This is a genomic window from Pseudomonas sp. NPDC087697 (assembly GCF_044743155.1).
GTDB lineage: Bacteria > Pseudomonadota > Gammaproteobacteria > Pseudomonadales > Pseudomonadaceae > Aquipseudomonas.
Map to the genome: position 1 here is coordinate 314,543 of NZ_JBIUVW010000001.1, position 21,931 is coordinate 336,473.

14 protein-coding genes are annotated in these 21,931 nt (G+C 57.6%); 6 read left to right on the forward strand and 8 right to left on the reverse strand.

Features of this window, described 5'->3' with window-relative positions:
- The first annotated feature begins 49 nt into the window (after window positions 1–49).
- A complete protein-coding gene (locus ACIPIN_RS01370) occupies window positions 50–2,218 on the forward strand; it encodes a condensation domain-containing protein (protein ID WP_401114228.1) in 2,169 nt (722 codons plus the stop codon).
- Between the two features lie 58 nt (window positions 2,219–2,276).
- Here the strand turns inward: ACIPIN_RS01370 and basC are convergent, their stop codons facing one another.
- Both basC and ACIPIN_RS01380 read right to left on the reverse strand, forming a co-directional pair.
- On the reverse strand, window positions 2,277–3,596 hold the full coding sequence (gene basC, locus ACIPIN_RS01375; protein WP_401114231.1) for a putative histamine N-monooxygenase: 1,320 nt from the start codon (window positions 3,594–3,596) through the stop codon (window positions 2,277–2,279).
- Between the two features lie 92 nt (window positions 3,597–3,688).
- Window positions 3,689–8,023, reverse strand: a complete 4,335-nt coding sequence (locus ACIPIN_RS01380) for an amino acid adenylation domain-containing protein (protein WP_401114234.1) — start codon at window positions 8,021–8,023, stop codon at window positions 3,689–3,691.
- Between the two features lie 131 nt (window positions 8,024–8,154).
- Here ACIPIN_RS01380 and ACIPIN_RS01385 point away from each other — a divergent pair, with 131 nt between their 5' ends.
- Genes ACIPIN_RS01385 through ACIPIN_RS01400 form a run of 4 tightly spaced genes read left to right on the forward strand, consistent with a single transcriptional unit; the run spans window position 8,155 to window position 12,806 of the window.
- Window positions 8,155–9,330 (forward strand): isochorismate synthase MenF, encoded by a 1,176-nt coding sequence (locus tag ACIPIN_RS01385; RefSeq protein ID WP_401114237.1) that lies wholly within the window; start codon window positions 8,155–8,157, stop codon window positions 9,328–9,330.
- 26 nt (window positions 9,331–9,356) lie between these two features.
- Window positions 9,357–11,192 carry a (2,3-dihydroxybenzoyl)adenylate synthase gene (locus ACIPIN_RS01390; protein WP_401114240.1) on the forward strand — a complete coding sequence of 612 codons (1,836 nt, stop codon included), beginning with the start codon at window positions 9,357–9,359 and terminating at the stop codon, window positions 11,190–11,192.
- Between the two features lie 27 nt (window positions 11,193–11,219).
- The gene (locus ACIPIN_RS01395; RefSeq protein ID WP_401114242.1) at window positions 11,220–12,446 is read left to right on the forward strand and encodes a histidine decarboxylase; all 1,227 of its coding nucleotides are present in this window, start codon (window positions 11,220–11,222) and stop codon (window positions 12,444–12,446) included.
- A gap of 36 nt (window positions 12,447–12,482) precedes the next feature.
- Window positions 12,483–12,806 (forward strand): isochorismate lyase, encoded by a 324-nt coding sequence (locus ACIPIN_RS01400; protein WP_401114245.1) that lies wholly within the window; start codon window positions 12,483–12,485, stop codon window positions 12,804–12,806.
- Between the two features lie 154 nt (window positions 12,807–12,960).
- Here the strand turns inward: ACIPIN_RS01400 and ACIPIN_RS01405 are convergent, their stop codons facing one another.
- From ACIPIN_RS01405 to ACIPIN_RS01430, 6 genes are read right to left on the reverse strand one after another with little or no spacing between them, the layout of a single operon-like run.
- Window positions 12,961–13,908, reverse strand: a complete 948-nt coding sequence (locus ACIPIN_RS01405; RefSeq protein WP_401114248.1) for an NAD-dependent epimerase/dehydratase family protein — start codon at window positions 13,906–13,908, stop codon at window positions 12,961–12,963.
- A gap of 7 nt (window positions 13,909–13,915) precedes the next feature.
- Window positions 13,916–15,022 (reverse strand): HlyD family secretion protein, encoded by a 1,107-nt coding sequence (locus tag ACIPIN_RS01410; RefSeq protein WP_401114251.1) that lies wholly within the window; start codon window positions 15,020–15,022, stop codon window positions 13,916–13,918.
- A 7-nt stretch (window positions 15,023–15,029) separates the two neighbouring features.
- Window positions 15,030–16,343: a hypothetical protein gene (locus ACIPIN_RS01415; protein WP_401114253.1), complete on the reverse strand. Its 1,314-nt coding sequence runs from the start codon at window positions 16,341–16,343 to the stop codon at window positions 15,030–15,032.
- Window positions 16,344–16,364: 21 nt separating this feature from the next.
- Window positions 16,365–17,150, reverse strand: a complete 786-nt coding sequence (locus ACIPIN_RS01420) for a hypothetical protein (RefSeq protein ID WP_401114256.1) — start codon at window positions 17,148–17,150, stop codon at window positions 16,365–16,367.
- Between the two features lies 1 nt (window position 17,151).
- A complete protein-coding gene (locus tag ACIPIN_RS01425) occupies window positions 17,152–18,480 on the reverse strand; it encodes a glycosyltransferase (RefSeq protein WP_401114259.1) in 1,329 nt (442 codons plus the stop codon).
- A 2-nt stretch (window positions 18,481–18,482) separates the two neighbouring features.
- Window positions 18,483–19,871, reverse strand: coding sequence for a diguanylate cyclase domain-containing protein (locus ACIPIN_RS01430; RefSeq protein WP_401114261.1), 1,389 nt, complete (start codon window positions 19,869–19,871; stop codon window positions 18,483–18,485).
- A gap of 796 nt (window positions 19,872–20,667) precedes the next feature.
- Here ACIPIN_RS01430 and mexE point away from each other — a divergent pair.
- Window positions 20,668–21,921, forward strand: a complete 1,254-nt coding sequence (gene mexE / locus ACIPIN_RS01435; RefSeq protein WP_401114263.1) for a multidrug efflux RND transporter periplasmic adaptor subunit MexE — start codon at window positions 20,668–20,670, stop codon at window positions 21,919–21,921.
- The last annotated feature ends 10 nt before the right edge of the window (window positions 21,922–21,931 follow it).

The window sequence follows — 21,931 nt, forward strand, 5'->3', positions numbered from 1 at the left end:
GTGCCACCTCTACTTCTTACTGTTCAGTTTGATAAGGCGGGAAATTTCCATGATGGAACTCAGTCCAGATTCGTTACCGAAGCTATCTGTCAACGGTTACGAGGAGCATATCTGGCTCTTGCAGCAGCAATACCCCGAACGCATCCTCAAACACCTCTGCGCCTGGCGGCTCGACGCTGATGTCGATCTTTCAAGGCTCGAGTTGGCGATCAAGGCCGTCATCGAAACACTGCCCGATCTGAATGCACGCTATCAATTCAACGACGACGGTGAAGTGGACAAAGTCCACGCCAGTGACTGGAAGTCCTGCGTCGAACTCATTCGTTCACACTCCGACGCCGAAGCCACCGAGCAATTGCTCTCGCGGCAAGCGGCATCGTGGGACGCGCAAAGCCAGCCGCCGTTCAAGGCGCTGATGATTCAAACCAGGCAGAACGTTATCCTGGCGTTCGTGATCCATCAGATCCTCGACCAGACCTGCCAGGAGATCGACCTGTATCGCGGGGTCCTGAACGCCTATGTCGGTCACTCGACCAGCGACACCCCCTGGTTGCGCCGTCAGGCAGATGGCAAGGTTGCAGCGCCAGCAGCCAGTGCACCCAGCGCCCGGCCAGTGGCCAACAGCAGTGAAGTGGCGACGATTATCCTTGGCGAATTCCGTGGTGCCCTGACCGAGCCCGACATGCAACTTACGGATGACTTCTTTGACTTCGGCGGCCACTCCCTGTTGGCCACCCGCATCATTGGCAAGCTATTGAGCAACCACGGCATTGAAGTCCAGTTCAATGACTTTTTCAGCGCCCCTACGGCCGAGGCCTTGGCATCGCGGGCCCACGTCATCGTGCAAAACAACCCGGCAGCGTCTGCGGCAGACTTGCCGCAAGACGTCCAGCGGGCGCCTTTCGCGCTGGCCCAGGCCTCCCTCGGGCGGGCCTATGTCGCTTATGAGTTCGGGACGATTTTCAACCTGCCCTTTGCCTTGGATTTCCTCGATAACGTGGATGAAGCGCTGTTCGAGCAAGCCTTCTGCGACCTGCTCATACGCCATGCCAGCCTGCGCGCTACCTTCCACTTCCAGGACGATGAGGCGTACCAGCAAATCGTGCCGATCGCACAACTGTCCCACTACAAATGGTTCTGGCCTAGCCATGAGAGCCAAGGCGCAACGCTGGAAAGCGAAGCCTCTTATCAGTTCGACCTGGCCCGCGAACTGCCCCTCAGGGTTCGCTTCATTTACGACTCGCAGCGCAAGCGCCAAACCCTGTCTTTGCTGATCCATCACATGGCCATTGATGAATGGTCGCTCAACGTCATGATGGAAGAACTGGCCCAGGCCTACCTCGCCCGTGCCGCCGACAAAGCGCCGACCTGGGAAGCGCCTGCACGCTCATTCCACGAATTCGCCGTGCAAGAACAGAGTACCGGCGTCAATCAGCAGCATCTCGACTATTGGACGAGCATGTTGCGTGATGCAACCCGCCACTTGACGCTGCCCTCCCCTGACCATCAGGCGAGCGCGCCTGCCAATGCCGTTTCGACGAAGGCTCAATGGTTCGAAATCAAACCCGACCAGGGCCTCACCGATAACCTGTATGCCTTCGCCAGACAGAACAACTCGTCGCTGTTCGGCGTGGTCTATACGGCCATTGCGCTATCCCTGCATAAACTGGGTGGCTTGCAAGATCTGGTGATCGGCACATCGGCTTCCGGGCGAACCGACCCCGGGTTTTACGAGACGGTCGGTTACTTCACCACCATGGTGGCGCACCGGGTGCAGTTCGATCCTCAGCAGACAGTGGGCACGCTGATCGAAAACGTCACCCACCTGATCAATGACTCCATGGCCTATGCCGATGTGCCGATGGAGTTGATTCAACAGGCCTTGGGCATGACGGCTGCGGACGGCCTGCTGTTCGACGTCTATATCCAGATTCACGCCAACAACGCCTTGAACGGCACCCTGAGCACGCCAGACTCAGAAACGATCCGCTACCGACAGATTGATCCGGACAAGAACCAGTCGATGTTCGGTATTCAGTTCGAGATCATGGAAAACCTGATCGACGGCAAACGCTCACTGCGCCTGGTGATCACCTACCGTTCGGATCGTTACAGCGCCGAACAGATGGCACGCCTCAGCGCCATGATCGATCACGTGTTCGCACTCTTCACAACGCCCGATGCAGCCGGCATCGCCCTGGATCATATCCGCGCATAACCCTCAACCAGGGTCTTGGTAACACCAAAGGTGTTAACAAGACCCTGCACATCAAGCTCTACGCCTCATGCATCCCGTAGCGCTGGAACGATGAGCGCTTGGGCAAGCGGTAGTGCGTTCGACCGAGTAACTGGTTGGCAATCGTCGCATTGCGAATGGCAGCTATCCCGAGATCCGGCGAACCAACACCATGCTGAAAGATCTCCGCGTTCTGCACGAATATACGGCCCGTGCCTTCGTCGCAGCGGCGCGCCGTAAAATCTTCCTGAACGATACAGTCACCATATTCATCGGTTTCAAGCACAGCGCCCTTGAGCCGTTCAAACCACTGCGGCCAAGCGTGCCCGTATCCCGTCGCCGCAACAATGGCATCTGCCTCGAGGGTACTGGTCTGATCCAGTTCACGGTGCCGGTAGGCAATTCGCAGCGTGCCGTCAACATCCTCCACGGTCTCGACCTCGCAGTTGGAAAGCAACGTCAGACCTGTATCAGCGCCGCCAATCGAGCGTTCGTAGATCAGGTCGTAGATGTCGGCAATGGTCGAAAAACTGATGCCCTTGTACAGCAACCCCTGCCCCGCAACGATGTCTCGGCGACGCTCCCGTGGAATACTGTGGAAGTACTCCATATAGGATGGCGTAAAGCACTCCTGCCCAAGTTTTGAATACTCCATGGGATGGAAGCCCGGCGAACGCGTGATCCAGCGAATCGAAGCACCGACCGCGATCCGCTCCGGGGTCAACTCGTTGAACAATGCCAGCACGCACTCCGCCGCACTCTGCCCGGAGCCAATGACCGTGACCCGCCGGCACTGCGCCAACTGCTCCCGCCTTTTACCGAACTCCGCCGAATGCATGACCGGCGCCGTGCTCTTGAGCTGGGCCCACTTCGGCAACAGCGGCACGGTGCCGACACCAATCGCCAGGTCCCGGCTGTAGTAACGGCGTTTGAAGCCGGACACGGACTGGCTTTCAATCAGGAATCGGTCAACGCTCGCGTCATAGCTCACATCACAGATGTCTTCGCCGAAGTGGCAGGCGGGCAACTGCTGCGACGCCCATCGGCAGTAATGGTCGTACTCGCGCCGCGGCACCTGAAAGTTCTCGTAGTAATAGAACGGGTACAGGCGATCGTGCTGATGCAGGTAGTTCAGATAACTCAGTTGATGCGTGGGGTCCGCCATCGTCACCAGGTCCGCCAGGAAGGGAACCTGAAGCGTCGTGCCTGGCAAGAGAAGCCCTTCATGCCAGCGAAATTCCGCTTTGCGATCGAGGAAAATACCCGTCACGCCCGGGTGTTTAGACAGTAATGCAGCCAACCCGAGGTTAAAGGGCCCAATGCCAACACCGGCAATATCTACAGTGGGTATATCCGTCATCCGATCCATCTCCCTAAGGACTGCTGTTTGGGTAGAAGGGAGCACGCTCTGTGGTGCCCCACTCCATTCATTTCAATATTATTCAGAGGCGCTCACGAACCTTCAGCCACGAGCAGCCGTTCGACGTCTTGTGCATTGCGGCAACGCAGCAATTGCCCGGGTGAAAGCACCACCGAAAAGTCTTCCTGGAACCGCGCCGAAATGGCTTTCAAATGCTGGGGACGCAACCCCAGGCTGATGAAATCCACCGCGTCATTGACCCCGTCTTCCAACGGGCGACCCAGTACACTCAAGTAGATGTCCAGCACCTTGTTTCTCTTGGTCGGCACGATCCTGGGGGCAGGCTCGGCCACTTCATTCGCCGGCGCAGTGAGCAGGCTGCGGGCACACTGGCGATCAGGCTTGCCGTTTTGCGACAGCGGCAACTCATCCACTCTCAAGAACCGCGTGGGTACATGGGAATGCGGCAGATGTTGGCGGGCATAGTTGCGCAACTCGGTTGCCGTCAGCTCTGCGGCACCCTGCTGGCCGACATACAGCGCACCGATGCAAACCTCACCTCGACGCTGCTCGCCATAATCCACGACCAGCACGTGCCTGACCGATGGGTGATTGATCAGTTCGATCTCGATATCCGGGAGCGACACCCGTACACCGCGAACTTTCACATAGCCATTGACCCGACTGTCGAAGATCAAGGTGCCATCGCGACGGTAGCGACCACAGTCACCGGTGCGGAAAGCACGGACGGCCTGGCCATGTTCATCGCTGACGGTCACGAACTCGCTCTGTGTCAGCTCGCCGTTTTCCAGGTATCCCAGTGCGAGATTGACACCAGCCGTGTGAATTCGGCCGACAACGCCCGCCGGGCAATGCTCACCCTGTGAATCAAGGGTGAAGTAACGGTTACCGGGCAAGGGCCTTCCGTAGGGGATCAGCGCTCGGTCATCGGCTGTGATTTCGTGCCAGATACTCCAGATGGTTGTCTCCGTCGGCCCCCCAAGGGAGATCAACCGAGAAACCGGCAGCAGCGCGCGCAGCTCGGCAATGACGGCGGGCTTAATGTAGTCACCGCCCTGCGCAATCAGGCGCAGGCTCTTCAAGTCATGAGTGGCGCGGCAAGAAAGGAGCATCTCCAGGATGGCGGGCACCGAACACCACAACGTCACCTGATGCCGGGCAATCAACTGATTCCAGCGCACCGCATCCTTTTCCTCGCCCTGGCCAGGAAGTACCAGCGTCGCCCCCGCTGTCAGGCAGCCCAGCACGTCGAAAACCGACATGTCATGGTGAAGCGGGGTTACGGACATGAACACATCGCGTTCGGTCACTGCCCAGCGCTCAAGGGTGCTGCCAATGACATTGGCTGTGGCTCGGTTGCTCAGCACCACACATTTTGGCTTTCCGGTGGTGCCCGAGGTATAGAGGTAATAGGCCGGCGCTTCGCTTGACGACAGGTCATCCATCACCGGTGGAACCTGGGCTTGCGCTGCCAGCAGCTCATTGGGTGTCGCGTAAGGATGCTCGACAGGCTCACCCTGGGTGATCACCACCAGATCAGGTCGACAGTTTTCCAGCAGGAAAAGCCGTCGTTCCTCAGGCGCTGAAGCATCGATGGGGACCCAGATCAAGCCCGTCAGTGCACAGGCCAACGTCACCATCGTGTGCTCCGGGCTGCGGGGCAGGCATATGGCAACCACATTGCGCCGAGAAACCCCGCGCGCTTTCAACGCCGCGATCACCCGGCATACGCCGTCGCCAAGTTCGGCATAGCTGATGTGCCGGTCGCCGCTGATGAGGGCGGTTCTGGCGTTGGTACGATCAAAGATATTGCTCGCGATCCGCCCGAGAAACGTTGCGTGGCACGCATCAGTAACCGGGCTATTCAGCCGGTAGTGGCGCCTGTCGATAATCGCCGGGGCATCAATGGCAAAAACACCGTTTGCCGTGATCTGACTGATCGCCCTTTCGAAGGCACTCAAGATATCGCTGACCACAGCCGGATCAAGTACTTCGCGTGCATAGTCAATGTCGAACACCAAGGCACCCTCGGCGTTGGCCGAGAAGCGAATATCCATCGCCACCTGTGGTGTCTGGGTCAGTCCGCCACACAGGCTCATGGGACTGTCCGTCGGCGAGACCGGCCAGGAGAAACCGTTGGTGATCACCACGGGCAGGACGGGGCCTGGACCGCGGGATTCGAACAGCAACCGGGCAAGATCAACCCCTGAAAAGGCCAGATGCTGCAAACCTTCCAGCACATCTACTTGCAGCTTGGTAGCCCGCTGCGCGAAACCGTCTGGATCGGAGTTCCAATTGACCGCGATAAAGCTTGAGCGATTGGCAAAGGCACCACCCGTTTGCGGAGCAACAGGCACCGCGACGCACAATCCCCCTTCATCGACCCAGTGGGAAAGCACTTCCAGCACCAGCGCCATCAGGGTGGAGTTCTTGAACAGCCGTTGCCGCGCTCCCAGTTTGCAGAACGCGCTGAACGCCGCTTTGGGCACCAACAGACTCTGTCGCTCATAGCGAGAAGCGCCCACCTGGTCCAGCGGAGTGATCCACGGCAAACGTGGAGCACCGCTCACGGAGGCGAGTTTGGCTTTCCAATAAGCGGCATCCGCCTTGCGTTGGCAGGCGAGGTCCTCTGGCTCGGAGGTAACCTCTGTGAACGGTTCCTCGCCGACGACACCGTCGAACAGTTCAACCATGAGGGTTGCGATCGATCGCCCATCGAGGATCAATGCATCAAGGCGCACAAAAACGCTCAGATGACCTTCCGGAAGCCGGAAGACCGTGACATTCCAGGGCGAGCGATCCAGTTCGAACAGCGCATGCGCATAAGCCTCACGACGCTCCTCAACGTAGCCAAGCGCATCTTCTGGCGACAGAGCAGTGAGGTCGATTTCCTGCAGGTTTATCTGCACCTCATCACTGACAAACTGCACGAGTTTTTGCGCATCGATCCGTGTTCTCAGGCTTTCGTGGCGCTGAACCATCCCGGCCAAACGGCTTTGCAGCAGAGCAGGATCCAAAGAACCGCGGTACTCGCGAAACTCCTGCATGGCCACGCCGCCCAGCGGCATCTGCGCGCTACGCCCAAGCAGATAGGCCTGCTGAAGAGCGGTCAACGGCAGCGTGCGCCGAGAAAACGGTTGATCCAGAACAGCAGAGCAGAAAGACACCTCACGCACGACCGCCACGAAGCGATCGAACAGATCCGACACCCAGGCTTCCGGCAGAGCATCAAGACGAATGTCCCAATTGATCAATATGCCGCCATCGGCGCAGGCAATCTGCGCGTCGAGTGCAACCTGGGGTCCTTGGGAGATCACCCAGTTCATCGGCCCGAAGACACGCCGGACGCGCTCCGAGAGAAGATCGCCGCCCGGCATGTCCAGCGCTGCGGTAAACACCACCGGCGCCAGTTGCGGCGAACCATGATGGCGAGAAAGATCGCGCATCAGATTCACTCCGGGATAGGCGCAATGTTCGAGCAAATCGACCATCTTTTTCGCCATCTGCGTGCAAAGGGCTGCGGGGCTCCGGGCCGACTCGATATCCACATCGAGAATCAGCACGTTGGCAAAATCGCCGACTACCCGCTCGACTTCATCCACCAGTGGCGGACGCCAGAACGTGGGCACGTTGAGGCGAAATTTCCGGTCCCCTGTCTGCGCCCCGAGTACAGCCGCGAAAAGCCCCATCATCAAGGTCGACAGGGTCATTCTTCGCTCACGGGCCAGACGCTGTAACGCCTGACGCTCATCGGGGCCAAGCCATGTGCTCAATCGATGGCTCCGGGCTTGATCAGGCTGAACCTCGAGAAACGGCAATGTGGGCGCAGGAGCGACTTCAGCCAGGCGCTCACGCCACCAAATGCGGTCTCGTTCTCGGGCGACTTTGAGCGAGGTATCGGTACGCGCCTTGTCGTACCAATCGAAGAAAGAAGGCGTGTGTGGAACCGGTCCGTCGGGGTCATCATAAAACCGTGCGAGGTCTTCGATTAACGTGCGGAAACTCGACGGGTCGATGGCGATCATGTCCGTATCGACGTGCAAGCGGCACTTATCGTCCGCCAGCAGGCTGACCGAGAAACGGGCGCCAGGGCAATGGCTGAGATCAAGCTGCTGATGAGTCCATTCCTCACGCTTGCAGAGCAGATGCCGTGCCACTTCCTGCTCGGTCATCAAGCGTAGATCTTCGACCTCCAACTGCGGTGACTGGTCCATCGAAGCAATGGATTGCAGCCCTTCTGCATTCAGCCGAACCCGCAGCATGGGATGCAGCAGGCATACCCGCTCAAGTGCCTTGCGAAGCCGCTCCAGGTCGATGGAACGACCATCAAACTCGGCATAAAGATGAGCCGAAACTCTCCCTAAAGACGCATGAGCAGCGCGCCCGATCCAACAGGCGGCTTGCATTGAAGTTAACTCTCTCATGGCTCACTCATGTGGTTGACAAATCTTAATGATTTACGTTCTTATTAAAAACGAAAATGATTATATTTCAAGATTTAATTTTTTGACCCATAGGCCACGGAGGCTTCCCCCAAATGAGAACGGGCACCCTGAGAGCGAATGACACGGATGAGGTGCAAGCCATTGATGGAAAAGAGAGTTTTTCATTCACCTCCGGCGATCGAGAACTAACAGTCGCCGGGATGCTTCAGCGAATCGAAACACCTGCCATCGGCGGCGATGACGCCAATAGCCTGTTTCAGAAAACCGTTGTGCAAGCCCTCGACCGGGCGCGCAAGGCCGGCCAGAGCAACCCGATAATCGTCGGTGCCATCCCCTTCGATCCTGCTGAAGCCTCTTGCCTCTACATCCCCGAACAGGCCGAGTGGCGAGCACGAAGCGCCACCGTGCAGACAGGCGTCGCAACATTGCCTGAACTGATCGAGCAAAAAAACATACCGGACGAGCAAGGTTTCAAACGCGCGGTAGAGCACGCCATCGTCAACTTCCGCCACAGTGACGTGCGCAAAGCCGTGCTCTCGGTGCAGCGCGAGTTGGTGTTTGCGCAGGATGTGGATGTGGGCGCCATGCAGAACAATCTGCGGGCCCAGAATCAAAGCGGCTATCACTTCCGTGTACCCATGCCGGACGGCGCTACGCTGATCGGCGTCAGCCCCGAGCTACTCGTCCACAAGGACGGTCTGAACTTCGTTTCCAACCCGCTGGCAGGTTCGGCCAAACGCATGGCTGATCCACAAGCGGACCGGCGCAACGCAGAGTGGCTATCAGCGTCGATAAAGGATCACTACGAGCACCGTCTCGTGACCGAGGACATCACCAGTCAACTTGGGGAGCTGTGCACACAGCTGAATGTACCCCAGCGCCCTACTCTCATCAGCACGCCCGCACTTTGGCATCTCTCCACGCGCATCGAAGGCACATTGGCGGACCCGACCGTCTCGGCCTTGCAGCTTGCCTGCCGCCTGCATCCAACCCCTGCCGTCTGTGGGTTTCCCACCGAACGCGCACGGCACCTGATCCGTTTCGTCGAACCCTTCGAGCGCGGCCTGTTCACCGGCATGGTTGGCTGGTGCGACGCCCAAGGCAATGGCGAGTGGGTGGTGACCATCCGCTGCGGCACCGTCAAGCGCAACAGGGTCCGCCTGTTCGCCGGTGCTGGCATCGTCGAAGCCTCGAGCCCCGATTCCGAATGGACAGAAGTCCAGACCAAACTCGGCACCATGCTGCGCGCATGCGGTTTGGCCCACTAATACGAACTTTTTCAGTAGTGACAATCATGACTTTAAAATTCAATCACTGGCCCCTCGACAGAGCACAGAGCTATCGGGAAAAAGGCTACTGGATCGACAAACCACTCACACAAATTCTCCAGGCACGCAGCCAGTCGCAACCTCACGCATCGGCGATTATTTGCGGTGATCGTCGTTTCAGCTATGCCGAGCTGGAGCAGCTGTCGTCCAACCTGGCTTCGCGCCTGGCGGCCAGCGGGCTTGGCAAAGGCGACACCGCTTTGGTGCAATTGCCCAATATTGCGGAGTTTTACATTGTCTTGTTCGCGCTGCTCAAGGCCGGGATTGCGCCCCTCAACGCGCTCTACAGCCATCGAAAACTGGAACTCAAGAGCTACGCCAAGCAAATCACGCCAAGGCTGCTGATCGCCTCTCGTGAGCATGAAGTCTTTCGCGACGACAGCTACATCGCAGACCTCAAGGAAGTGGGTTCCAGCCCTGAAATCACCCTGCTGCTGGGCGAACCGCGTCACGAAAACGACCTTGCCGCCTGGATCAAAACCCCAAGTGAGAGCCACGTGGACTTCTCCCCCAGCGAACCGGGTGAAGTGGCGCTATTCCAATTGTCGGGCGGCAGCACAGGCACCCCCAAACTCATCCCGCGCACCCATAACGACTATCACTACAACGCTCGGGCGAGTGCGCAAGTATGCGAGCTCACACCACAAACGCGCTTTCTGTGCGCCCTGCCTGCGGCGCACAACTTCTTGCTCAGCTCGCCCGGTGCCTTGGGTGTCCTGTATGCCGGCGGCACTATCGTCATGGCTCCCAGCCCGGAACCGTTGACTTGCTTTTCGATCATTGCGCGCCATGAAGTGAATACCGTGGCCCTGGTTCCAAGTGCGGTCGCCTTGTGGTTGCAGGCCGCACCGGAGCACAAAGAGCAACTGCAATCGTTGGAATTCCTCCAGGTCGGCGGCGCCTGCTTCGCCGACTCGCTGGCACGCCAGGTTCCCGGAGTGCTCGGCTGCAAGTTGCAGCAGGTGTTCGGCATGGCCGAGGGCCTGATCAACTACACCCGCCTGGACGACTCAAACGAACAGATCTTCACCACTCAAGGCCGTCCGATCAGCCCGGATGACGAAATCAAAATCGTCGACGAACAAGGCATTCCCGTCCCGCACGGCGAGCCTGGCATGCTCGCCACTCGCGGTCCTTACACGTTCTGCGGCTATTACCGAAGCCCCGAACAGAATGCCCAGGCGTTTGACAATGAGGGTTACTACTATTCCGGCGACCTCGTTCAGCTCACACCGACAGGCGATTTGCGGGTCGTCGGCAGGGTCAAGGATCAGATCAACCGCGGTGGCGAAAAAGTCGCCTCGGAGGAAATCGAAAACCTCATCGTCCTCCACCCGGACGTGACCCACGCCGGCCTGGTGGCCATGCCCGATGACAGACTAGGGGAAAAGAGCTGCGCCTTCGTCGTCTCCCGCAACCCCAATCTCAAACCACCCGCCTTGAGACGCCACTTGATGGAACTCGGCATCGCCGAATACAAACTGCCCGATCGCATCCGGCTCATCGAGACCATGCCGCTGACGGCCGTGGGCAAGATCGACAAAAAGCAACTACGCCAGCTCCTGGCGGCGGAAACCACCCGTGCCTGGTTACAAACCCGCGTACTGCAACTTGTCGAGGACTGTGAAGACCTGGACCCAGAGGAAAACCTGATTTTCTACGGCCTCGATTCCTTGCAGGTGATGAAGCTCGCTGCGGAGCTCAAAGAACGCGGCATCGCTGTCAGCTTCGAAGAGCTGGCGGCCTCGCCCACGCTCGCCAGTTGGTGGTCGCTGGTAGACACGAAGCAAAAAGCCGCCTGACCGGGCGGCCTCTAAAAGGAGTTGGAAATGACTTTATCCACTGCCGACCAAAGCAGGCTTGAGCGCTTCTGGCAGCACTGCGTGACGAATCAGTACTTCAATATCGGGTACCCCGAATCAGCGGACTTCGATTACTCCCAGTTGCATCGTTTCCTGCGTTTTTCGATCAACAACTGCGGGGATTGGAACGAGTACAGCAACTACCTGTTGAACTCATTCGACTTTGAAAAGGACGTCATGACGTACTTCTCCGAGCTGTTCAACATCGCGCTCGAAGACAGCTGGGGCTACGTCACCAACGGGGGGACCGAAGGCAACATGTTTGGCTGCTACCTGGGTCGCGAACTGTTCCCGGACGGCACCCTGTACTACTCCAAAGACACCCATTACTCCGTGGCGAAGATCGTCAAGTTGCTACGGATCAAATGTCGTGCAGTCGAGTCATTGGCCAATGGCGAAATCGACTACGACGACCTGATGGCAAAAATAATCGCCGACCAGGAACGCCACCCCATCATCTTCGCCAACATCGGCACCACCCTGCGTGGAGCGGTCGACAATATCGCCACCATTCAACAGCGTCTGCAGCAGGCGGGCATTGCCCGTCATGACTACTACCTGCACGCAGACGCAGCGCTGAGCGGGATGATCCTGCCCTTCGTCGATCATCCACAGCCCTTCTCGTTCGCCGATGGCATCGACTCGATCTGTGTCTCCGGCCACAAGATGATCGGCTCGCCCATTCCTTGCGGGATCGTCGTGGCCAAACGCAAGAACGTCGCGCGCATCTCGGTGGAAGTGGACTACATCCTGGCCCATGACAAGACCATCAGCGGCTCGCGCAATGGCCATACACCGTTGATGATGTGGGCGGCACTACGTAGCCACTCGTTCGCTGACTGGCGCCAGCGTATCCACCACAGCCTGGAAAAAGCACAGTATGCGGTGGATCGATTCCAGGTTGCGGGCATTGATGCCTGGCGCAACGAGAACTCCATCACCGTAGTGTTCCCTTGTCCGTCGCAGAGGATTGCGAAGAAATATTGCCTGGCGACGTCTGGCGATACAGCGCACTTGATAACGACACCCCATCATCACGACAACCTGATGATCGACGCATTGATCGATGAGGTCATTACCGAGCTTGAGACGGATGCCTGGCGATTTGGGGGGGCGCATGTCAAACAAGGGGGCAATGAGCGACGACCTTCAAACTCCGTCAGGGAGACGTGTCCCCGATTCGACGTCATCTGAAATTGGCTACTTCCATCACAAATCGAGACAAGCACTATGTCGCCACTTAAAACGCCTGAAGCCTGCGAAAACCTCAATGATATTCGGGCAGGCATCGATTTTTTTGATCGCCATATCCTTGAGTCCTTGAAACAACGCCTGGGTTATGTGAAAGCCGCTGTGCAATTCAAAGCCAATGAGCAGGCTATCCCCGCTCCTGAGCGGGTCGCGGCGATGCTCGAAGACCGCCGCGAGTGGGCAGTCGCCGCCGGTTTCGAAGTGGCCTTCGTCGAGAAGCTCTATGAGCACATTATCCATTGGAATATCCAACAGCAGATTCTGCACTGGCAGGTAACTTATCCCGACCGAAATCAGGCATAAGCCCACTTGTGAGCGTATGACCAGGGATACTGTGTAGACGTTTCTGAGTTTGTGGTTTTGAAAGGGCGCCAGAGAGGGGCGCCCTGCACTTTCAATCGGTTTATCGTCCGAGTGAATGGCCAGGCGTACAGAGTTCAATCATGGCTATTGCCAATCACCGGTCGCCACAATCGATACTCCTGAGCAGCAGGCTCAAGCCGTCTGAAAAACGGGTTGGAGCGGCCAAGGAAAAACGCTCAAGCAGTCGACTGTTGTCGGCTCGTGAATGCCTGATATCGCCGGAACGCGGCGTGTCGTAGTTCAACGCCAAAGGCCGGCCCAGAATATCGCTTAACGTTGCGGCCAGGTCGTTGATGCTGGTCGATCGGTTAAACCCGACATTGACCGGGTCGCTGCTCGTGCACGACTCGTCAAGCGCCTGTACCAACACCGTTACAAGATCCTCTACATAGACAAAGTCCCGTGTTTGTTCGCCATCACCATAAACAGTAATAGGGATGTTTTTGCGGGCTCTCTCGCTGAAAATACTGATGACCCCGGAGTAAGGCGACGAGGGGTCCTGACGCGGTCCGTAAATATTGAAGAACCGTAGAATGACCGGGTCCAGACCGTATTGGCGCCGATAGAAATCCAGGAAGTGCTCACTGGCCAGTTTGTCGGCGGCATAGGGTGTCAACGGGGCTTTAGGGCTGTCCTCGGTAATCGCCGTGCCTTCGCCATTGTTGCCATAGATCGCCGCACTGGATGCGAACACCACCCGTTTCACACCAGCCTCGCGCATGGCTTCGCAGATATTCAGCGTCCCGACGAAATTGCATTGGTGAGTGGCGACCGGGTCTTCGACCGAGGCCTGAACCGATGCAACCGCGGCCAGATGCACCACGGCCCTGCAATTTTTCAGAGCGCGCACCACGGTCGGTGCGTCTGCGACATCTCCCACCACCATGCTCAAATGCACACTATCCACCGGCAGGTTGGCCAATTTACCGGTTGAAAGATCGTCCAGCACCCTGACGCTATGCCCGTCTTCGAGCAGTGCGTCGACAAGGTGCGACCCAATGAACCCGGCTCCGCCCGTCACAAGAATTCGATCAGCAGACATGATTGATTCACTCCTGGGTGGTCGTGGTTCGATCCATTGCGATGAAGCCCTCGAATCGTTCGATGAGTTCACGGCTGCCACTGAACAGTTGTTGCCAATCGGTGGGAAAGCGAACATTCAACGGCAGTTGATCGATCCGCCAGCGCGGCGGCAGCGCTTCATCAAACCGGGCCGCGACCTGCAACCCCATTTCACTGGCGGCAAACGGCCCCCGTAATACCGTCGGCGTACGTCCGGCACTGTCTACAGCCTGGACCACATGGGCCGGTAACCAATCGCCGTTCGGCATGCGCACACGCAGGGGCTGACCGATAACGGCGTAGCTGATATTCAGCGGTTCCAGATAAATCCACAGCAGTGGTTCCTCCAATCGCTCCAGGCGCATCAGCAATGTGCCTGCACCGACGTTCTCGCCCGGATTGACCAGTACTTCGGCGATCCGACCACTCTGGGCCGCCTTGACGGACAAAGCGGCCAGGCGCGTCTTCAGCCATTGTTGTTCGGAGTTCTGTTGAATGATCTCCCGCTCAAAGCCGGATGGCGACTGGCGCGCCAATTGCTCTCGGCGCTCAAACGCCAACAGGTCTGACCGATACCCGTCGCGATCGGACTGCGCCGCCAGTACTTCCCCGCGTGTTGCGGCACCTTGTTCGACGAGGTTTTCCAGCGCCCGAACCCGTTGCTCCGCCCTGCCCACCCGGGTCTTGAGCAACTGACGCTCCTTCTCGCCCAGAGCAGATTGCCCGGGTGGCACAGCATTTACCGGCATGGCGGCCAGTTGCAGCAACCGGGCACGCCACTCGGGATTGTCCAGACTGATCAGCTGTTGGTCGGCCTGCACCTGCTCGCCAGCCGTCACAAATAACTGATCGACCCGGCCGGCCTCACGGGCGCGAACCTCCAGAATAGGCAGGCGCAATTGTGCCGGTGCGTCGATCATCAGCATGCCGTACACCAGTTTTCCACCCAGCCAGAGCAACGGACTGGCAACTAGCAGCAGGATCAGATACCAGCGCATGCGAAACGCCATGCGCTTGCCGGGCGCATACAACACACTCAGCCCGTGCTCCTGCGTGGGGTTCAGTTCTTTACGACTATCGAATCGAATTTTCATGAGCGGCTCACCGTTTTGGAAAGTCTCGCCAGTCTTGCCAGTCAATGCCGGCAATCCCATGAGGTTGCAACTGTTCGCGCCAGGCGCTCGCCTGGCGTTGCAACTGTTGCGTCGACGCCCCCGCCCAACTTTCCGTGGCGGGCAATTGCGATTCCGTGCTTTGCGCCAGGCGAAATTGCAGAACCGGCCAGCGTTTGGCGATCTGCTCTGCCAGTCGTGCGCTGCTTTGCGGGTTGCGGGTGTATATCATCAGGCTGACCTGACGCACGCCGACGTCAGGAAGTGCACACGGCACACAGGTCTGTCCCGGGGTTGCCTCAGAGAACCAGCGGTGATGACTGGAAATCTCGACCGGCCAGGGGCTCTCTTTTGACACCGCACGCAAGGTCTCGAGCCAGTTTTTCAGGCGCTGATCAGGCACTGGCATGCCCAATTGCTCGACCTCCAGGTCCAAATGAAGGCTTGCGAATGAAAGTCCCTTCAATGTCTTCAGCAGATCAATCAGTGACTGACGTTGCTGTGGCTCGATCCAGCCGGGGTCGCCGAGCAGAAGGCTCACTTGCAGCCCCTGGCGTGCCGCCTCCTGAAGCAGTTGCTCGATTCTCGGACGGGTGACGGCAAGATCGTTGAGTTGCGAGGCCTTGAGTCCGAGATAGATTTTATCCATACCGGCCTTGCGCAACGCCTGCAGCTGCGCCGAACGTCGGGCAGGATCGAGCAACGCCTCGCTGTCCCAGACGTAACTGGCCTGGGACCATTTGCCCGGCCCCGGTGATGGCAAGGTACGGCGTGGTTGCGCAGGATCGGCAAGACGGGACGCGGCCAGTGTGGTGTTCGGCGGTGACCATTGTTGTTGTTCCTCGCCCAACAGTGCCGCAAAGCGCGGGTTGTCATCGGTGAGGAGGTTCAAATCCGCCTGACGCAACCAGGCTGCATGCCAGGCCGCAATCGAATCGAAGGCTGTCTGAAAATAAATACGTTGAGTGGTGAGCGAGTTTTCCAGATTGCCACCCGGTGCCTGGCGTCGGCTTTCCTCTTCATCGAAGGCCCTTTGAGCAATTTGCGATTGCTGACGAGACTGATTGATCGTCGCCAATGCTCCGCTGTACGCCCGCAATACCCTGCTCAGCTCCAGCCCCAGTGCACGCTGTTCAGCGACGACACGCTCAGTGGCCGCTTCGTAGCGCGCATTGGCGACTTGTTGGCGAGCACGAGTATTGCCGACCAGGTCGAATGGCACGAAAAAAACCAGACTGGCCACCAGACTACTACCCGCTTTGTCAGAATTGTTGTTGTACTGCTGAGAGTCGGCCAGTACCACATCGGAATCGATGGAGGTGTACTAGGGGGTGTCGCGCTCACGATCAGCCTGGTCGCGCAGGCTCTGCTTTTCGGTCACCCGCGGATGCTGATTCAACAGTGCCTGCCATTGCACCAAAGGTTGTGGTCTTATCGCCAAAGGTTCCGCGACGGCCTCCGCGGCCGGGGGAATGTCGCTCATGCTGATGCGGGCCAGATCCTCGCGAATGTCAGCCTCGACCTGGCGCAACGCGTTGCAACGGTTTGCAACCCCCTCCCACTCGCTCATTTGCAACTCAGCCTCGGAACCTCGCATCAGCTGGGACTGCAACCGCGAGCGAAGGGTCGTGCCGGCCCGTTCGGCAACAGGAATGAGTTTGCCGCACAATGCGACTTCCTGTTGCACGCGCCACCAATCGGCGTATGCACTGCGCAGGGCCAGTCGCTGGCTGGCCTGTTCCAACGCAATGCGCAACTGCTGTCGTTGACGCTCGTATTGATTGGCTTGCACCAGATCCAGTTGGCGCTTGAGGCTCCCCAACAATGGGTGACGGATGCCCAGGCTGACATTGCGACCGTAGTAATCATTGCGGATATCTTGTGTCACCAGCTCTCGGTAGCGACCGACGCTAGCACCGGCAAAAGCATGCCATCCGGCCTCGTCTTCAGAAAGTTTGGACTCTGCTTCAAGCGCGTGCAGGTCAGCCTGGCCTGCAAGAAACAAAGGATCGGATTGTTGCTTGTCGATCAACGTCTGAAGGGTCAGGGGTTGCGCGACCAGCACCGCAGGGGGCAACGACAGCGTCAGGACCAGAAATATCGATCGCATATCAAAATCTCGTGGCTCGTTTGAGAACCCACCAAGGCGCCATCGAGGATTCCTCATGGCCACGACGAAATATCTCGTTGAGCATGGCCACTGCACTCCAGCACCGCATAAGCATCATGAACAACGGGAATAGCGGCACCAGCAATGCCAGACTCATGTCCTGTCGAGGTCGGTCGGACACCATCAACAGCATGGCGCCGAACATCATCGCGGTGATCATCAGGTACAAGAGATAAATCAGTGCAAACAGAAACAACAGCGTCGAACCGGGTAGCACAAATAACGCCAGCAAGGTGTAGCCGAAGATGATGAACGGCAGCACCAACTGAAAGAAAAAGCCGCTGACCAAAATCATCAGGAAGGCCGGCCAACCCAACAAAGCCGGGTTGATGCTGTGGTTGTGCTTTCTGACGTACAGGAAAAACAGGTCACCGTCCCAGCGCAGTCGTTGCATCAGAAACTGCCTTAGGGTCGCCGGTGCGTCGGTATGCCCGATCGCCTCCGGCTCGAACGGGATCCTCAAGCCGTGACGCTTGAAGTAGCTTTTGATCCGCAGCGTAAGATCGAGATCCTCCGCTGTATGGGTGTTCCAGCCGCCGATCTTCACCAGGAAACTACGACGGAATGCGCCAAAAGCACCGGAGACGTTGTTGACCAGATTCCATTCGGCCAAGCCGATTTTCGACATATGGATCGATAGCAGGTATTCCAGCGCCTGCATCGCGGTGACCCAGGAGCCCCATACATTACGTACACGCAGACTGCCGGCGACCGCAGGCACCAGGGGATCCTCGAAATTGCGCACGATGGCGCTGACCATCGTGTTATCGAAGGAGGTGTCACCATCAAGCGCCATCACGATTTCTCCGCTGGCATGGGCCAGGCCGGCGTTCAATGAAGACACCCGCCCCCCCCTTTGCCATTTGGCAATCGGGCGCAAATGGCGGCGAGGGTACAACTGCGGGTCGACCCGAAACTGGCGAACGGCACTGAGGGTCGGCTGGTTCATCGTGGCCCCATCGACCACCGGAATCATCTCGATGTGCCCGGGGTACGTTTGCTCGCACAGACTTAACAGCGTCGTCTGAACATCCATTCCTTCGCTGTAGCAGGTGATGATGCAGGACACTTTGGGTCGGTACAGGCTGAGCGGCACAACACTGCTGCGCTTGCGGGCAAACCAGCGCAAAACGCCCAGCATCACCATGAACGTCAGTGGCAGTTCAAAAAGCAGAAACATTGGAAAGAGCATGTAGAACAACCGACTCAATCCATCCGGTCCCGCGAGCGCGCCAAGCGCGTTATAGAGTTGCTCCAGTAATGGGCTCATGGTCACACCAGCTCGCTGGCCAGACGGGCCAGCAGTAGTTCGCCATCTTCTTGCTCAAACAAATCCTCAGGTGCAGTGAAACTGACGACACGCAGGGCGATGTCACTGACTTCTGGCGCGGAAAACAACTCAGCGACCCGGCTCAAGCGCTGTTTGACACTGACCAGGCCGGCCTTGTCGGTATGTGGAAGCATGATCCAGAAGAACTCTTCCGTACTCCGGGAACAACGGTCTGTTTCCCGGACGGTTTCTTTCAGCCTATCGGCAAGGCTATCGATGAAGGCATGCCCGCGGTGCTCGCCCAGACGAGACAACGTACTGGTCAGATTGACGAAACGCAGGCCGATCACTGAGAAAGCCGGAAGTTGATAACGGCGCACGACCTGGAGCTGCCAGGTCAGAAGTTCATAAAAGTCTTTGCCACCCAACAAATTCAGGCGGCCGAAGTGATCGACTGATCGGTCGTTGAATTCCTGACGACAGCGCAAACGCCCTGCCTCTGCCAGCCGGAAGTCTCTGACTTCCCGCACCCGCAACTTATCGGGTGCGTGCGAAAGGCCGCAGTCCAGACACCGCGCCTGCACATCAGCGTCGACAAAGAATGCCTGGCATGACCTGCAGCGATAATTCTCCAGCGGACGATCATAGTCACTGCCGATATGTCGCAAACGGTTCAGGCAATTGGGACACAGCAAAACGTTGTCTTTGAGAAAGGATTCCTGAGGCCCGACATGCCCACAGGTAAAACAGTGCAAGGAGGGCTGCCTTGAAATGTCCAAAGCCTGGCATTCGGCACACACGTCAATGTAATTAAGCCGGCCCGAGCCACAACCTGAACAGAGACGGATGCGATCGACCAGAACCCCCTCTTCGAGCCAGTCCTGTTGCACCATTAAACTGAGCCAGACGAAAGGATTGACCTGCTCGTTATCGGTCAGTGCTTCGAGCAAGGGATAGCGATAATGCTGGGGGACTTCCGGATCTCGCAGGGCAAACACATGGGCGTTGGCGCGCAACCACAACCATGACAGCACCCGACTTTCAAATCGTTCGGGAGCCGAACCCTGCGTGAATAACGCGAGGCGTTCTTGCCACACGTCCCATAGCATCTTTATTTCACCGGTTTCGGCAGGGCACGCTCCATCTCCCAACGCTTCACACCAGCCGTCCTGGTCTCGACAACAGTAAATGAGGTTGTAGCGATAAGGGGGAGCCGAGCGTAACTTGCGAAGCACTCGCCCAGCGTAAGTCGCCGGCATGTCCAGCAGCAGAACATCAAATACCGGAGCGGCCAGCAAGCTGCTTATATCAGTAAAGTGCTCAAATTCGAGAACATTAGAGCTGGAAACCCTATTGCCAAGAATCGCAATCCGAGGATTTGGAGCCAGCATGTCGCACTCCCCCCTTACAGGTAGGCGAAATGTGATTAATAGAAGATTACCAACACTAGCACCACATCAGGAAAGTGCCTGATCTATTGAAAAGTTTTTTCTGACACTAAAAACGCCAAAATATCGTCACCCTGACATGCTCAAACCAGCAACCATTAATAGCCCTATGTAATAAGTGGCGCTAAATCCAATAAATTACTTATTTTTCATATTGTTATGCTTCCGCAAATTACCGAGAAAATGTAAACCCAAGGTATCTATTATTTAACAGCCATTATTTAGCCATCCACCAACCGCACTGCCAAAGCGCCATAAAACAAACGCTCAATATTTTTCGGCAAAAATTTAACCTACCATGCCGCTTAACAATCGATGAACTCATGATTTTCGCTGGCACAGCAACCCATCAATATTTATTCCAGTGCTTAGTTAATGACTATAAGTTGTTACTCAGTCTTTACACTGCTAGCGCATTAATATCAGCTATTGAAAATACATTAATTAGCTTTGGGGACATTTAGTGCACACAGGTTTGGTGCCCGGCAAAGATCCACAGTGTGGGAGCGAGCCGGCTCGCGATGGCCGCGACCCTGTTTTCTGCCTGACCTTTGCATTCCGTGCAACACTGAATTGTCATCGCGCAGATTGATAGCCGCCTAACGAAAGCCCCATGCTAGAGGGCTCACTTGGGGCTTATATCATTCCGAATGATAGTTACCTTCGCTTCATTCGATTCGTGAGATACAAGCCCGCCGAGCATCATCCGTCCATCTCAATACAATTGGCGGATGCATCCATGGAACAGTCACTCAAACATTTGCGCTTCCCCTTGGCCGTCTTGGCCTTGCTGGTGATGAGCGCCTGCGGCAAGACCCCAGGCACCGCTGCCGCCATGCCTGCGGCCAAGGTCAGCGTGGCCAAGGTGCTGGAGCAGCCCGTCAACGAATGGGACGATTTCACCGGCCGCCTTGAAGCACCGGAAACCGTCGAGATTCGTCCTCGGGTGTCTGGCCAGATCGATGAAGTCGCTTTCACTGAAGGCGCACTGGTGAAAAAAGGCGACCTGCTGTTCCAGATCGACCCTCGACCGTTCCAGGCTGAGGTCCGCCGCCTTGAAGCCCTGGTTGCCCAGGGCCGCGCCAATGCTACCCGCAGCGAAAATGAAGCCCAACGCGGTGAGCGCCTGCGCACCAGCAACGCGATTTCCGCAGAACTGGCCGACTCGCGCACCAGCGCCGCCCAAGAGGCACGGGCTGCTGTCGGCGCTATCCAGGCGCAACTGGACCTGGCCAAATTGAACCTCAGTTTCACCCGCGTTACCGCGCCCATCAGCGGTCGTGTCAGCCGTGCCGAAATCACCGCCGGTAACCTCGTGACCGCCGATGTCACCGCGCTGACCAGCGTGGTCTCCACCGACAAAATCTACGCCTACTTCGACGCCGATGAGCGTGTGTACCTCAAGTACACCCAGCTCGCCCGCCAGGGCCAACGCGGTCAAACCACTCCGGTTTACCTTGGTCTGTCCAATGAAGATGGCAACCCGCACTTGGGCCAGATGAATTTCGTCGACAACCAGGTCAACCCGAAAACCGGCACCATCCGTGGTCGCGCCGTGTTTGATAACAGCAAGGGTGAATACACTCCTGGTCTGTATGCGCGCCTGAAACTGGTGGGCAGTGGGACCTACTCTGCCGTGCTGATCAACGACGAAGCCGTCGGTACCGACCTTGGTAAAAAGTTCGTGCTGGTGATGGACGCCGACAACAAACCGGCCTATCGCGCCGTCGAGCTGGGGCCGAAGATCGAAGGTTTGCGCATCGTGCGCAGCGGCCTGAACAAGGACGACACGATCATCGTCAAGGGTTTGCAACGGGTACGCCCGGGCTCCCCGGTGACGCCTGAAGTGATTCCGATGGCCAGCCAGGAAACCCTCGCGGCTCTTGCTCAACAACGCCAGGCGCTTGAAGCCAGCAACCTGCCCCAAGTCGCACCTGCCAAGGTTGCGCCGGGTACGGCTGTGAAGCTCGCCGCTGCGACTCCACGCGGTTAAGGGACGACAA